Origin of the sequence: Microbacterium sp. (assembly GCF_035556355.1) — a bacterium.
Taxonomy (GTDB): Bacteria; Actinomycetota; Actinomycetes; order Actinomycetales; family Microbacteriaceae; genus Microbacterium.
The window spans coordinates 15,411-28,205 of the sequence record NZ_DATMFG010000004.1 but is presented as its reverse complement, the minus strand read 5'-3'; the positions used below and the strand labels follow the sequence as shown (position 1 = coordinate 28,205).

At 70.0% G+C, this 12,795-nt stretch carries 12 protein-coding genes and 1 riboswitch; of the genes, 5 read left to right on the top strand and 7 right to left on the bottom strand.

Annotated features, from left to right (window positions below; translation table 11 throughout):
• Positions 1 to 2: 2 nt before the first annotated feature.
• Positions 3 to 1,031 carry a VOC family protein gene (locus tag VNR19_RS00350; RefSeq protein WP_325722775.1) on the top strand — a complete coding sequence of 343 codons (1,029 nt, stop codon included), beginning with the start codon at positions 3 to 5 and terminating at the stop codon, positions 1,029 to 1,031.
• A gap of 70 nt (positions 1,032 to 1,101) precedes the next feature.
• On the opposite strand, the gene VNR19_RS00345 is transcribed toward VNR19_RS00350, so the two are convergent.
• Positions 1,102 to 2,214 carry a 5-methyltetrahydropteroyltriglutamate--homocysteine S-methyltransferase gene (locus tag VNR19_RS00345; RefSeq protein ID WP_325722773.1) on the bottom strand — a complete coding sequence of 371 codons (1,113 nt, stop codon included), beginning with the start codon at positions 2,212 to 2,214 and terminating at the stop codon, positions 1,102 to 1,104.
• 125 nt (positions 2,215 to 2,339) lie between these two features.
• Here VNR19_RS00345 and VNR19_RS00340 point away from each other — a divergent pair, with 125 nt between their 5' ends.
• The 3 genes from VNR19_RS00340 to VNR19_RS00330 are packed head-to-tail and all read left to right on the top strand — an operon-like array spanning position 2,340 to position 5,010.
• Positions 2,340 to 3,281, top strand: coding sequence for an ABC transporter ATP-binding protein (locus tag VNR19_RS00340; protein ID WP_325722771.1), 942 nt, complete (start codon positions 2,340 to 2,342; stop codon positions 3,279 to 3,281).
• A complete protein-coding gene (locus tag VNR19_RS00335; protein ID WP_325722769.1) occupies positions 3,278 to 4,186 on the top strand; it encodes an ABC transporter permease in 909 nt (302 codons plus the stop codon). Before VNR19_RS00340 ends, VNR19_RS00335 begins: the two co-directional genes overlap by 4 nt.
• Entirely contained in the window at positions 4,183 to 5,010 is an 828-nt protein-coding gene (locus tag VNR19_RS00330) for an ABC transporter permease (RefSeq protein WP_325722767.1), read from the top strand. The genes VNR19_RS00335 and VNR19_RS00330 overlap by 4 nt, the downstream gene beginning before the upstream one ends.
• Before the next feature lie 68 nt (positions 5,011 to 5,078).
• On the opposite strand, the gene VNR19_RS00325 is transcribed toward VNR19_RS00330, so the two are convergent.
• The 6 genes from VNR19_RS00325 to ribD form a co-directional block, all read right to left on the bottom strand.
• Entirely contained in the window at positions 5,079 to 6,536 is a 1,458-nt protein-coding gene (locus VNR19_RS00325) for an MFS transporter (RefSeq protein ID WP_325722765.1), read from the bottom strand.
• Positions 6,537 to 6,763: 227 nt separating this feature from the next.
• Positions 6,764 to 7,126 (bottom strand): Fe-S protein, encoded by a 363-nt coding sequence (locus tag VNR19_RS00320; RefSeq protein WP_325722763.1) that lies wholly within the window; start codon positions 7,124 to 7,126, stop codon positions 6,764 to 6,766.
• Positions 7,127 to 7,193: 67 nt separating this feature from the next.
• Positions 7,194 to 7,667: a 6,7-dimethyl-8-ribityllumazine synthase gene (ribH, locus tag VNR19_RS00315; RefSeq protein WP_325722761.1), complete on the bottom strand. Its 474-nt coding sequence runs from the start codon at positions 7,665 to 7,667 to the stop codon at positions 7,194 to 7,196.
• A complete protein-coding gene (gene ribA, locus VNR19_RS00310; RefSeq protein ID WP_325722759.1) occupies positions 7,664 to 8,947 on the bottom strand; it encodes a GTP cyclohydrolase II in 1,284 nt (427 codons plus the stop codon). The genes ribH and ribA overlap by 4 nt, the downstream gene beginning before the upstream one ends.
• Positions 8,944 to 9,627, bottom strand: a complete 684-nt coding sequence (locus VNR19_RS00305) for a riboflavin synthase (RefSeq protein ID WP_325722757.1) — start codon at positions 9,625 to 9,627, stop codon at positions 8,944 to 8,946. Before VNR19_RS00305 ends, ribA begins: the two co-directional genes overlap by 4 nt.
• Complete coding sequence (ribD, locus tag VNR19_RS00300) at positions 9,627 to 10,670, bottom strand: bifunctional diaminohydroxyphosphoribosylaminopyrimidine deaminase/5-amino-6-(5-phosphoribosylamino)uracil reductase RibD (protein ID WP_325722755.1); 1,044 nt, start codon at positions 10,668 to 10,670, stop codon at positions 9,627 to 9,629. Before ribD ends, VNR19_RS00305 begins: the two co-directional genes overlap by 1 nt.
• Positions 10,671 to 10,733: 63 nt before the next feature.
• Positions 10,734 to 10,893, bottom strand: a riboswitch (FMN riboswitch).
• 170 nt (positions 10,894 to 11,063) lie between these two features.
• On the opposite strand from ribD, the gene VNR19_RS00295 reads away from it, so the two are divergent.
• Positions 11,064 to 12,773, top strand: coding sequence for a glycerol-3-phosphate dehydrogenase/oxidase (locus VNR19_RS00295; RefSeq protein ID WP_325722753.1), 1,710 nt, complete (start codon positions 11,064 to 11,066; stop codon positions 12,771 to 12,773).
• Positions 12,774 to 12,795: the final 22 nt, after the last annotated feature.

Below are 12,795 nucleotides of genomic sequence, written 5' to 3'. Positions count from 1 at the left end.
TCATGGCCAGCTTTGAGAACTTCGACCTCGCCCACCTGGGCGGCGTCGAGCTCTACACCCCGAAGTTCGAGGAGAGCCTGCACTTCTTCCGCGACATCCTCGCGATGCGCGAGGTCGCGCGCATCGGCGACTCGGCGTACCTGAGGTGCTGGGACGAGTACCAGCTGTACACCCTGAAGCTCACCGCGTCCGACACGAACGGCGTCGGCCGCACGCTTTTCCGCGCGACGAGCCCCGAGGCGCTCGAGCGTCGCGTCGCCGCGATCGAGAAGGCGGGCCTCGGGCACGGCTGGCGCGACCCCGAGGTCGGCGTCGGGCGCTCGTACGAGTTCGAGGACCCGGACGGGCACCTCATGGGCATCTACTACGACACCGAGCACTACGTGCCGGACGAGCTCGACACCCCGGCCCTCAAGAATCAGGCGTCCGCCTTCCCGGGCCGCGGCGTGAACGCGCGCCGCATGGACCACATCAACTACCTCGCGAGCGACGTCAACGCGGCGGGCGAGTTCTGGCGCGACGTCATGATGGCGCGCGAGTCCGAGCGCGTGCGCCTCGATGACGGCGGCTACGGCGCGTGGTGGTTCCGGTTCCAGCAGAAGTCGTACGACGTCGTCTACTCGGACGACTGGACGGGCGAGCGCGGCCGCTTCCACCACTTCGCGCTCGCGCCCGACACGCGCGAGGACATCCTCAAGGCCGCCGATATCTTCCTCGAGAACAAGATCCACATCGAGTTCGGTCCGTACAAGCACGCCATCAACCAGACGTTCTTCATCTACGTGTGGGAGCCGGGCGGCAACCGCATCGAGCTTGCGAACGCCGGCGCGCGGCTCATCCTCGACCCGGACTGGCCGGTCGTCGAGTGGAGCCAGGCCGAGCGTGCGAAGGGTCAGGCGTGGGGCGCCAAGACGGTGCCGACGTTCCACACGCACGGCACGCCGTTCGTCGAGAACCAGGAGGAGATCGACGCGGCCGCGATGCGGGGCGAGCCGTACAAGAAGCCCGAGAAGCCCGAGAAGTCGGAATAGGCCGGAACCGGCTCACCGAGAACGCGAGAGGGGCGGATGCCGCGGCATCCGCCCCTCTTCGTGAATCCGGTCAGCCCCAGACGTCGCGGGCGATGTCGACCACCGTGCGCACCTTGGCCCATTGCTGGTCCTCGGTGAGGATGTTGCCCTCCTCGGTCGAGGCGAAGCCGCACTGCGGGCTCAGCGCGAGCTGCTCGAGCGGCGCGAACTTCGTCGCCTCGTCGATGCGGCGCTTGACGTCGTCGGGGTTCTCGAGGTCGCCCGTCTTCGACGTGATGAGCCCGAGCACGACCGTCTTGTCGCCCTCGGGGAGGAACCGCAGCGGCTCGAACCCGCCCGCACGGTCGGTGTCGTACTCGAGGAAGTAGCCGTCGTACTCCGTGACGCCCAGCAGCTGCTCGGCCACGGGTTCGTAGCCCCCCGACGAGATCCACGTCGAGCGGAAGTTGCCGCGGCACACGTGCGTCGTCACGACGAGGTCGTCGGGCTTGCCGTCGAGGATGCGGTTGAGGAGGGCCGCGTAGCGCTGCGCGATGCCGTTCGTGTCGATGCCGCGCTCGGCCGCCTTCTCGAGCTCGACCTCGGAGCACAGGTACGCCCACGCGGTGTCGTCGAACTGCAGGTAGCGGGCGCCGGCGTCGTAGAACGCCTTGACCGCGTCGCGGTACGCCTGTACGAGGTCGTCCACGATCGCCTCGCGGCCGTCGTAGACGGCGGAGTCGATGTGGCCAGGCTCGAGGCGGAAGTCGAGCACCGTCGGCGAGGGGATCGTGAACTTCGGCTGCGCGCCCGTCGCCTTCACGTCCTCCTGCAGGGCGCGGAAGTGGTCGAGGAACGGATGCGTGTCGCTGAAGCCGATCCTGCCGGAGATCTCGATGCCGCGCGGGCGCGTCTGCACGCCCTGGAATTGGATGCCGTGGTCGAGCTCGACGATGTCGACGCCGTCGAGCAGGCCGAAGAAGTCGAAGTGCCACCACGAGCGGCGGAACTCGCCGTCGGTCGCGAGCTCGAGGCCGGCGTCGGCCTCCTTCTGCACGAGATCGACGATCGCGGCGTCTTCGACGGCGCGGAGGCCCTCGGCGTCGAGCTCGCCGGCGTTGTGTCGGGCGCGCGCCTCGGCGACGGCGGGGGGACGGAGGAAGCTGCCGACGACGTCGGCGCGGTAGGGGGGTCGAACACTCACCCGGTCAGCCTAACCATGACGGATGCCGCGGCCGAGGCATCCGTCACCCTTCGTCATCCAGCGTGGGCGCGGGATCGCTCCCGCGGCGCGAAAACCACGTCGGTGACCGGCGTTAGGGTAGTCCGGTGCCTGCTCCCGTGATCGAAGCGAAGAACCTCGTGAAGGCGTACAAGATCAAGGGCAAGCCCGACTTCCTCGCGGTCGACGGGCTGTCCTTCGAAGTCGCGCCGGGCGAGTCGTTCGGACTGCTCGGGCCGAATGGCGCGGGCAAGTCGACGACCATGAAGATGATCGGCGCGGTGTCGACGCGCACGAGCGGCGACCTGTCGATCCTCGGCCTCGACCCCGACCGGTACGGCCCCGAGATCCGCTCGCGGCTGGGCGTCGTCCCGCAGCAGGACAATCTCGACGGCGAGCTCAACGCGCGCGAAAACCTCTACATCTACGGGCGCTACTTCGGGCTGCCGGGCAAGGTGTGCCAGCAGAAGGCCGACGAGCTGCTCGCGTTCGCGCAGCTCGAAGAGAAGGCCAAGAGCAAGGTCGATCAGCTGTCGGGCGGCATGAAGCGGCGTCTGACGATCGCGCGCGGCCTCATCAACGACCCGCGCATCCTGCTCCTCGACGAGCCGACGACGGGCCTCGACCCGCAGGCGCGGCACGTGCTTTGGGACCGGCTCTTCCGCCTCAAGGAGCGCGGCACGACCCTCGTCCTCACGACCCACTACATGGACGAGGCCGAGCAGCTGTGCGACCGCCTCATCGTCGTCGACAAGGGCAGGATCATGGCCGAGGGCACGCCGGCGTCGCTCATCCGCGAGCACTCGAGCCGCGAGGTGCTCGAGGTGCGGTTCGGCTCCAACCGCAACGAGCAGGTCGCGCCGACGCTCGAGGGCATCGGCGACCGCGTCGAGGTGCTCCCCGACCGCATCCTCGTCTACACCGAGAACGGCGAGCAGGCCCTCGAGCGGGTCACCGCCGCCGGCCTCCAGCCGATCACGTCGCTCGTGCGGCGCTCGTCGCTCGAGGACGTCTTCCTGCGACTCACGGGAAGGTCGCTGATCGAATGAGCACCTTATCGGTTGGTGAGCCCGTCGAACCACAGGGACCGGGTGCGGATGCCTCGCTCGACGAGCTGCGGCGCGAGGCGATGGAGTGGGGGCGCAAGCCCCGCGCGAACGGCACGTTCTACGTCGCCGAGCACATCGTGCGCGCGATGCGCGCGTACGGGTGGACGATCGTGGTCGGCGCCCTGGGCCAGCCGATCCTGTACCTGCTCGGTCTCGCGTTGGGCCTTGCGGCGCTCATCACGGCTCCGATCACGGATGCCTCGGGCATGTCCGTGTCGTACGTCGCGTTCGTTGCGCCGGCGCTGCTCATGACCGCCGCGATCCAGGTCGCGACCGAGGAGTTCAGCTACCCCGTGATGGACGGGTTCAAGTGGCGGCGCTTCTTCTTCGGGTTCAGCGCATCGCCCATCTCGCCCGGTCAGATCACGACGGGGGTGCTGCTCGGCGCGAGCGCACGCGTGCTCGTCGCGGTCGCCGGCTACTACCTGTTCATCTGGCTCTTCGGCCTCGCCTTCACGCCTTCCCCGCTCGCAACCCCCGAGACGGGGTGGATCGCGATCCTCGTGGGCGTGCTGGGCGGCTGGGCGTTCGGCGCTCCGCTCATGGCCTACGCGTCGTCGATCGAAGACGACAAGGGCCAGTTCGCGCTCGTGCAGCGGTTCATCTTCATGCCGATGTTCCTGTTCTCCGGCACGTTCTACCCGCTCGACTCGCTCCCGCTCTGGCTGCAGTGGATCGGGTGGATCTCGCCGCTGTGGCACGCGACCGAGCTCGGCCGCACGTTCATGTACGGCCGCCCGACCGAGCCGTTCGCGGTCGTGGTGCACGTCGTCTACCTCGTCGTGCTCGCCGTCATCGGCTACGTCCTGGCGCGCCGCAACTTCGCGAGGAGGCTGGCCAAATGACCACTGCCGTCGAATCGCCCCCTCAGCGACTCCGCTCCGGAGGCGTGCGAGCGCTCTATGCAGGCAACCCCGGCGCCGTCGTGCAGCGCGGCCTCGTCGCGGCGCGCAGCTCGAGCTGGATCGTCGTGCTGTCGGGCTTCTTCGAGCCCGTGCTGTACCTCGCCTCGTTCGGCATCGGCCTGGGCATGCTCATCGGCGACGTCGAGACGTCCGCCGGCGTCGAGGTGCCGTACGCGGCGTTCATCGCACCCGCGCTGCTCGCGGTGTCGGCGATGAACGGCGCGATCTACGACTCGACGTGGAACGTCTTCTTCAAGATGAACTACGCGAAGCTGTACGAGGCCATGCTGTCGACGTCGCTCGGCCCGCTCGACGTCGCGCTCGGCGAGATCGTCTACGCGCTGCTGCGCGGACTCGTCTACGCGTCCGGCTTCCTCGTGATCATGCAGTTCGCAGGACTGAACCTGTCATGGACGGCGATCCTCGCGTTGCCTGCGGTGCTGCTCATCGCGTTCGGGTTCGCGTCGCTCGGCATGGCCGTCACGAGCTACATGAAGGTCTTCCAGCACATGGACCTCATCAACTTCGTGCTGCTGCCGATGTTCCTCTTCTCGGCGACGTTCTACCCGATCACCGTCTACCCCGAGTGGGTGCAGGCGATCGTGAAGGCGTTTCCGCTGTGGCACGGCGTCGAGCTCGTCAGGGGCCTCACGACGGGGGCCCTGTACCCGGGCATGCTGTGGCACGTGCTGTATTACGTCGTCATGATCGGTGTGGGGCTCATCTTCACGACGAAGCGGCTGCGGGCGCTGTTCCTCGACTGACCGCGCACCGAGAACGGTGAAGGGCGGATGCCGCGGCATCCGCCCTTCACCGTCGAACCGCGACGAGCTTAGAGCGACCCCGTCTCACCCAGTCCGAGGTTCGTGTCGTAGTCGATGTCCTTCGTCTCCTTCGACAGTGCGAGGGCGATGAGGGTGAGCACCCCCGCGCCGCTCAGGTAGACGCCGACGAGCCAGGGCGAGCCGCCCGCGGCCGCCCACAGCGCGACGGCGACGATCGGCGCGAGCGCGGCGCCGAGGATCGACGACACGTTGTACGCGACCGCCGAGCCCGTGTACCGCACGTTCGTCGGGAAGAGCTCGGGGAGGATCGCGCCCATCGGCCCGAACGTCATGCCCATGAGCGTGAAGCCGAAGATGAGGAAGGCCTGCACGAGCGCGCCGGTGAACTTCGGATCGAGCTGAGGCACGAGGAACACCTCGAACACCAGGCCGAACACGACGATGCCGGCGGTCACCCACATGAGGAGCTTGCGGCGGCCGACCGAGTCGGCGAGCGGGCCGGACAGCAGCGTGAACACGCCGAAGAACACCACGCCGATGATCTGCATGATGACGAAGTCGGTGTAGCCGAAGCCGAGTCCCGGCACGTAGGCCGCCGCGTCGAACGCGGTGCCCGCCGCTTCGGCGGCCGCCTCGGCTCCCTCGAGTGTCGGCTTCGTGCCGTACGAGAGCGTGAAGCTCGTCATGAGGTAGAAGAGCACATACGTCGCCAGCATGATGAACGTGCCGAGGATGAGCTGCCACCAGTGGCGCCGGAACACCGCTCCCAGGGGGAACTTCCGGATCGCGCCGACCTTCTCGGCGCGGGAGAAGGTCTCGGACTCGACGAGCTTGAGGCGCACCCACAGGCCGACGATCACCATGACGGCCGAGAAGAGGAACGGCACGCGCCAGCCCCACGCGAGGAACGCGTCCGAGCGCTGACCGGCTCCGTCGGGGTGCGGCAGCGCGAAGTTGATGAGCAGGAACACCGTGTTCGCGATGATGAAGCCGAGCGGCGCCCCGAGCTGCGGGAACGTGCCGTACCACGCGCGCTTGCCCCGCGGCGCGTTCTCGGTGGCCACGAGGGCGGCACCCGACCACTCGCCGCCGAGCGCGAAGCCCTGCGCGAGTCGCAGGATGAGCAGCAGGAGGGCCGCCCACAGGCCGATGTCGTTGAAGGTCGGGAGGCACCCGATGAGGAACGTCGCGATGCCCATCGTGAGGAGGGACGCGACGAGCGTCGCCTTGCGGCCGAAGCGGTCGCCGAAGTGGCCGAACACGACCGCGCCGAGCGGACGCGCGATCATCGCGGCGCCGAACACGCCGAACGAAGCGAGGAGTGCCGTCGTGTCGTTGCCGGTCGGGAAGAACAGGGTCGGGAAGACCAGCACGGCGGCGGTCGCGTAGACGTAGAAGTCGTAGAACTCGATCGTCGTGCCGATGAGGCTGGCCGCGATCACGCGGGAGCGGGGATTGGCGGGGGCAGGGGAGGCGGCCTGCTGCGCCGCGGGAGAACTGCTCATGTATTCACCTGAGGGTCAGGGGGAGAGCGCCCTCGTGGGACGAATCGGCGGGCGGCCGCCGATGCAGGGTGACGCACCAGGCGGCACTGCACTGGGTCACCGGGGCGTCGGCAGGGGTCGCCGACGCACAAGGTATCAGTCTAGGTGGCGTCGCGGACAGGCCGCTCGGCGGGCACGAGAAGGGCGGATGCGCCGGCTGAAGCATCCGCCCTTTCCCGAGATCGGCGTCAGCGCCAGATCACGCCGAGCGCGGCGTTGAGCAGCGTGAGAAGCCCGATCGCCCAGAAGATCCCCGGGTTGACCTTCCCGTCACCGCCGCCCTTGCGGGCGCGAGACTGGCCGATGCCCATGAGCGCGCCGATGATGATCAGCACGACGAGCTTCACGCCGATCTTGACGTAGTTCAGGTCGTACGAGATGCCCCACGGTGCGGCGAGGACGAGCCCCGCCAGACCGGCGATCGCGAGGCCGATGTTCATGAGACGCGTCACCTGCCGGCGCCCGCTGAACTGCTCGGCCGCCCACGCGCCGAACAGCAGCGCGAAGCCGGTGAGGTGGATGAAGACGACGATGAGACGCAGATACTCCATGGGCGTCACCATAGGGGTTCATGCGGGGCGCCGCCACCAAGGCGCGCCTCGCCGTCGCGTGCGGACCTCAGGAGCGCAGCGCGCGCAGGGCGAGCGCCGTGCGGATCGCGGCATCCGCCGCTTCGGCGCCCTTGTCCTCCTTCGAGCCGGGGAGCCCCGCACGGTCGAGGCCCTGCTGCTCGTCGTCGAGGGTGAGCACACCGAACCCGACGGCCTTGCCGGTGTCGAGCGCGACGCGCGTGAGCCCGTCGGTCGCCGCCGACGACACGTACTCGAAGTGCGGCGTCCCGCCGCGGATGATGACTCCGAGCGCGACGACCGCGTCGGCCCCCGCCTCGAGCGCCACCTTCGCGGCGACCGGAAGCTCGAACGAGCCCGGTACGCGCATGAGCCGATACGACGCACCGGATGCCTCGAGCACCCGCTCCGCGCCGGCGATGAGGCCGTTCGTGATCTCGTCGTGCCACGTCGCCGCGATCACGACGATGTCGAGGCCCGACGCATCCGTCCCGCCCGTGATCGGCGCTCCCTTGCCGCTCATCGTCCGGCGCCCTCCTTCATCTGTGCGAGCGCGTCGCTCAGGTCGTCCTCCGCGATCAGGTGCCCCATGCGGTCGCGCTTGGTCGCGAGGTACTGGTGGTTGTTCGGGCCGACGCCGACCAGGAGCGGCACCTGCTCGACGATCTCGAGCCCGAGGTCGCGCAGCTGCTTGACCTTGTCGGTGTTGTTCGTGAGCAGGCGCACGCGATCGATGCCGAGGTCGGCGAGGATGCCGGCCGCGGCGGCGTAGTCGCGCGCATCGGCGGGAAGGCCCAGCGCGAGGTTCGCGTCGACGGTGTCGAGACCGCGCTCCTGCAGGCTGTATGCGCGCAGCTTGTTGATGAGCCCGATTCCGCGGCCCTCGTGTCCGCGCATGTAGATGACGACGCCGCCGTCCTGCTCGATCGCGTCGAGAGCGGCGTCGAGCTGCGGGCCGCACTCGCACTTGAGCGAGTCGAAGGCCTCGCCCGTGAGGCACTCGGAGTGCACGCGCACGAGCGGCGCGTCGGTGTCGAGCTCGCCCGACACGATCGCGAGGTGGTCGGTGCCGGTGACACGGTCCTTGTAAGCGAGGAAGCGGAACTCGCCGTGCGCGGTGGGCACGAGCGCCTCGGCGCGCAGGCTCACGCGCCGGCGGTGGTGGTGCTCGCCCTGCGGCGCGTCGGTGCGGGGGTCGACCTCGTCGAGGTACGCGATGAGCTGCTCGATCGTGATGACCGGGATGCCTTCGCGCTCGCCCATCTCGAGCAGTCCGGGAAGGCGCATCATGCTGCCGTCCTCGGCGACGACCTCGCCGATCGCGCCGACGGGGGAGAGCCCTGCGAGGCGCATGAGCTCGACCGCGGCCTCGGTGTGACCGGCGCGTTCGCGCACACCGCCGTCCACCGCGCGCAGCGGCAGGATGTGGCCCGGGCGGATGACGGACGACGGCGTCGACTCGGGGTCTGCGAGCACGTTGAGCGTGTGCGCACGGTCGGACGCGCTGATCCCCGTCGACTCGCGGTCGGCGGCGTCGACGCTCACGGTGTACGCCGTGCCGCGTGCGTCCTCGTTGAGGGCGACCATGGGCGGCAGGTCGAGGCGGTCGGCCCAGTCGGCGGGCATCGGCGCGCACAGGAAGCCGCTCGACCAGCGGATCGTCCATGCGAGCCACTCGGGCGTCGCGAGCTGAGCCGACAGGACGATGTCACCCTCGTTCTCGCGGTCCTCATCGTCCGCGACGATGACGGGACGCCCCGCGCGCAGCGCCTCGAGGGCTTCGGGGATGGTGGAAAGGCTCATCGGAAGCCTCCTTCCGTGGCGGCGGCCGCAGCCGCCGGAGTGAAAGCAAGGAGGCGCTGCACGTGGCGCGCCAGGATGTCGGTCTCGAGGTTCACACGGTCGCCGGGCTCGCGCGCGCCGAGCGTCGTCGCCTCGAGGGTCTCGGGGATGAGCGAGACCTCGAACCACGCTTCTCCGCCGGTCCCTGAGCCCGTCGAGTCCCCGGTCCCCGAGCCTGTCGAAGGGTCGCTCACCGCGCTGACCGTGAGCGACACACCGTCGACCGCGATCGAGCCCTTGTCGACGACGAGCGGCGCCAGCTCGCGCGGAAGGCTGATCCGCACGACGCGCCACTGGTCGCCGGGGCGCACATCGAGCACGGTGCCCGTGCCGTCGATGTGCCCCTGCACGATGTGGCCGCCCAGGCGCCCGTGCGCGGGCGTCGCGCGCTCGAGGTTGACGGCGCGGCCCGGCTCGATTCCGGCGAGGGTGGACATGTCGAGGGTCTGCTTCATGACGTCCGCGGTGAACCAGTCGTCGCCCTGGTCGACGACGGTCAGGCACACGCCGCTGACGGAGATCGAATCGCCGTGCGCGGCATCCGCAACGACCTTCGGCGCACGGACGGTGATGCGCACTCCGTCTCCCGACGGCTCGACGGCCGTCACGGAGCCGATCTCTTCGACGATGCCGGTGAACATCAGGCGTCTCCTTCGTGTGGTTCTGAAGTCTTGCGTGGCGTCGCGACGATGAGAAGGTCGTCGCCGAGACGCTCGACGGATGCGAGAATGAGCCGCCGCGCGTCGCCGATCGTGCCGACGCCGATGTCGCCGATCGCGAGGCGGTCGCCTCCGAGCAGCACGGGGGCGACATAGGCGAGCACTTCGTCGGCGAACCCCTCGCGCACGAAGGCGCTCGCGATCGTGGGGCCGCCTTCGACGAATACGCGCTGCACCCCGCGGTCGCGGAGCTCGCGGAGGACGTCGGGGAGGGAGTGGCCGTCGTACTGCAGGACGGGTCGCGGATGCCGCCGCACCGCGGCATCCGCCGGGATCTCGCGTGTGCCGAGGACGACGGGCGTCGGCTGACGGTCGAGCAGTGAGCCGTCGGCGGCGCGCGCGGTGAGAGCGGGATCGTCGGCGAGGACCGTGCCGATGCCGGCCACGATCGCGTCGGCGCGCGCGCGACGGCGGTGCACGTCCTCGCGGGCGGCGGGGCCGGTGATCCACTTGCTGGACCCGTCGGATGCCGCGATCCGCCCGTCGAGGCTCTGCGCCCACTTCACGGTCACGTGCGGGCGACCGAGCCGCTGGACCTCGAGCCACGACGCGAGCAGAGCCTCGCCGTCGTGCTGGAGCAGGCCCTCCTCGACCGAGACGCCCGCCGCGCGCAGCCGCTCGGCGCCGCCGGACGACACGGTGTTCGGGTCGGCGACGGCGAAGGCGACGCGGGAGACGCCCGCCTCGATGAGCGCGACGGCGCACGGACCCGTGCGGCCGTGGTGGTTGCAGGGCTCGAGCGTGACGATCGCCGTGGCGCCGCGAGCGGCGCCCGGGGCGAGCTTCGACAGGGCGTCGACCTCGGCGTGCGCCGTTCCGGCTCCGCGATGCCAGCCCTCGGCGAGGATCTCGCCGTCGGGGGAGAGGATGACCGCTCCGACCTGCGGGTTGACGCCTCGGGGACCGCGCAGCGCGAGGTCGAGGGCGCGCCGCATCGCGTCGCGTTCCCGCTCGGTCGCCGTCATCTCGATCCCTCTGTCGATCGCGGCACTCCGGCACGGGAGACGGCGGCGACGTCGACGACGGCGCTCGTGCTGCCTCCCATCCGGACTAGCGACGCTTCGCGTCGCATCACCGTCGGTTCCGGAATTCCACCGGATCAACCGTGGAACCGACCCAGAGGGTGCGGAGCCACGGCTCGCGGACTGTCACCGCCGGTTCGGATTCTCACCGACCCCGGAGCACGTTGATGCTCACGAGTCTACTCAACGCGACCTGCGCGATTTCATTCCATGACTCGGGCCCTCTCTGCGGGCCCGAGAAAGGGGGACTGCGCGCAGGTGTGGCGGGAGCGCGCGGCGTGCGGCCCGCGTGTCGGCGAGCGCGCATAGCCTGGGGGAACGGGAAGGGGACCGACGATGCAGGGGGCACAGCGCCGGCCGGGATTCAGGGCGATCGCGGAGCGCCCGTACGCGGACGTTCTCATCGTCGGCGGCGGCATCAACGGCCTTGCGACCTTCCGCGACCTCGCGATGCAGGGTGTCGACGTCGCGCTCGTCGAGCGCGGCGACTTCGTGAGCGGAGCGTCCGCCGCGTCGAGCCACATGATCCACGGCGGCATCCGCTATCTGGAGAACGGCGAGTTCCGCCTCGTCGCCGAGGCGGTGACCGAGCGCAACGCGCTGCTGCGCACGGCACCGCACTACGTGCGACCGCTCCAGACGACGATCCCGATCTTCACGACCTTCTCGGGTGTGCTCAGCGCGCCGCTGCGGTTCCTCCGTCACGGCAAAGGACGCCCGCGCGAGCGCGGGGCGGCGCTCATCAAGATCGGGCTCATGATCTACGACTCCTTCTCGCGCGGGGGCGGGCGGGTGCCGCGGCACACCTTCCACGGGCGGCGGCAGTCGCTCGAGCGCTTCCCGTCGCTCAACCCCGCCGTGCGCTACACGGCGACCTATTGGGACGCGTCCCTCCACGACCCCGAACGCCTCGCGCTCGACGTGCTGCGCGACGGGCTCGCCGCGGGCGGCGATCGTGCGCGCGCCGCGAACTACGCCGAGGCGGTCGGCGAGCGCGACGGGCGCGTGGTCGTGCGCGATGTCGAATCGGGCGAAGAGGTGGCGTTCGCGGCATCCGTCGTCGTCAACGCGTCGGGCCCGTGGACCGACCTGACCAACGACGCGCTCGGCGAGTCGACCCGTTTCATGGGCGGCACGAAGGGCTCGCACATCGTGCTCGACCACCCCGCGCTGCTCGCGGCGACGGGCGGCCACGAGCTGTTCTTCGAGCACAGCGACGGGCGCATCGTGCTCATCTACCCGCTGAAGGGGCGCGTGCTCGTCGGAACGACCGACCTCGAGCACGACATGGCCGACCCGATCGTGTGCACCGAGGAGGAGGTCGACTACTTCATCGCGCTCATCCGCCACGTGCTGCCCGACATCGAGGTCGACCGATCGAGCATCGTGTACCGATTCTCGGGCGTCAGGCCGCTCCCCGGACACGGAGACCTCGCCCCGGGCTTCGTCTCTCGCGACTACCGGATCGAACGCGGATCGATCGGCGGGGCGACGGATGCGGCGCTGCTGAGCCTCGTCGGCGGCAAATGGACCACGTTCCGGGCCTCCGCCGCGCACCTCGCCGACCGCGTGCTCGACGTGCTCGCGGTGCCGCGGCGGCGCTCGACGCGCGGTGTGCCGATCGGCGGCGGGAGGGGGTTCCCGGTGAGCGAGCGTGCGCGGCACGGGTGGATCGCCGAGCACGACACGGGTGTGGGGTTCGCGCGCGCGTCCGTGCTGCTCGACCGGTACGGCACCGTTGCGGCGGAGGTCATCGCCGCGATCGTCGACGACCCCGACGACGCGCCCCTCGCGAACGCGCCGGGCTACTCGACCGGAGAGCTGCGCCACCTCGCGCGCACCGAGCACGTCGTGCATCTCGATGACCTCCTGCTCCGGCGCACGAGCCTCGCGTTCATCGGAGAAGCCGAAGGCGCGGCGCGCGAAGTCGCCGACGCCGTCGCCCCGGTGCTCGGGTGGGACGATTCCGCGGTCGCGGCCGAAGTCGAGCGCGCGATCGCGGCGGTGTACGCGGCCGACCCGTCGTGGACCGGCGTCCGCTCGTGACGCCGCCGTCGCGATAGCCTGA

Excerpts from the sequence above, each read along its gene's own strand:
- ribA (WP_325722759.1), bottom strand. The coding sequence starts at position 8,947 with ATGAGCCTTTCCACCATCCCCGAAGCCCTCGAGGCGCTGCGCGCGGGG.
- VNR19_RS00320 (WP_325722763.1), bottom strand. The coding sequence starts at position 7,126 with ATGGAGTATCTGCGTCTCATCGTCGTCTTCATCCACCTCACCGGCTTC.
- ribH (WP_325722761.1), bottom strand. The coding sequence starts at position 7,667 with ATGAGCGGCAAGGGAGCGCCGATCACGGGCGGGACGGATGCGTCGGGC.
- ribD (WP_325722755.1), bottom strand. The coding sequence starts at position 10,670 with ATGACGGCGACCGAGCGGGAACGCGACGCGATGCGGCGCGCCCTCGAC.
- VNR19_RS00335 (WP_325722769.1), top strand. The coding sequence starts at position 3,278 with ATGAGCACCTTATCGGTTGGTGAGCCCGTCGAACCACAGGGACCGGGT.
- VNR19_RS00305 (WP_325722757.1), bottom strand. The coding sequence starts at position 9,627 with ATGTTCACCGGCATCGTCGAAGAGATCGGCTCCGTGACGGCCGTCGAG.
- VNR19_RS00330 (WP_325722767.1), top strand. The coding sequence starts at position 4,183 with ATGACCACTGCCGTCGAATCGCCCCCTCAGCGACTCCGCTCCGGAGGC.
- VNR19_RS00325 (WP_325722765.1), bottom strand. The coding sequence starts at position 6,536 with ATGAGCAGTTCTCCCGCGGCGCAGCAGGCCGCCTCCCCTGCCCCCGCC.
- VNR19_RS00295 (WP_325722753.1), top strand. The coding sequence starts at position 11,064 with ATGCAGGGGGCACAGCGCCGGCCGGGATTCAGGGCGATCGCGGAGCGC.
- VNR19_RS00350 (WP_325722775.1), top strand. The coding sequence starts at position 3 with ATGGCCAGCTTTGAGAACTTCGACCTCGCCCACCTGGGCGGCGTCGAG.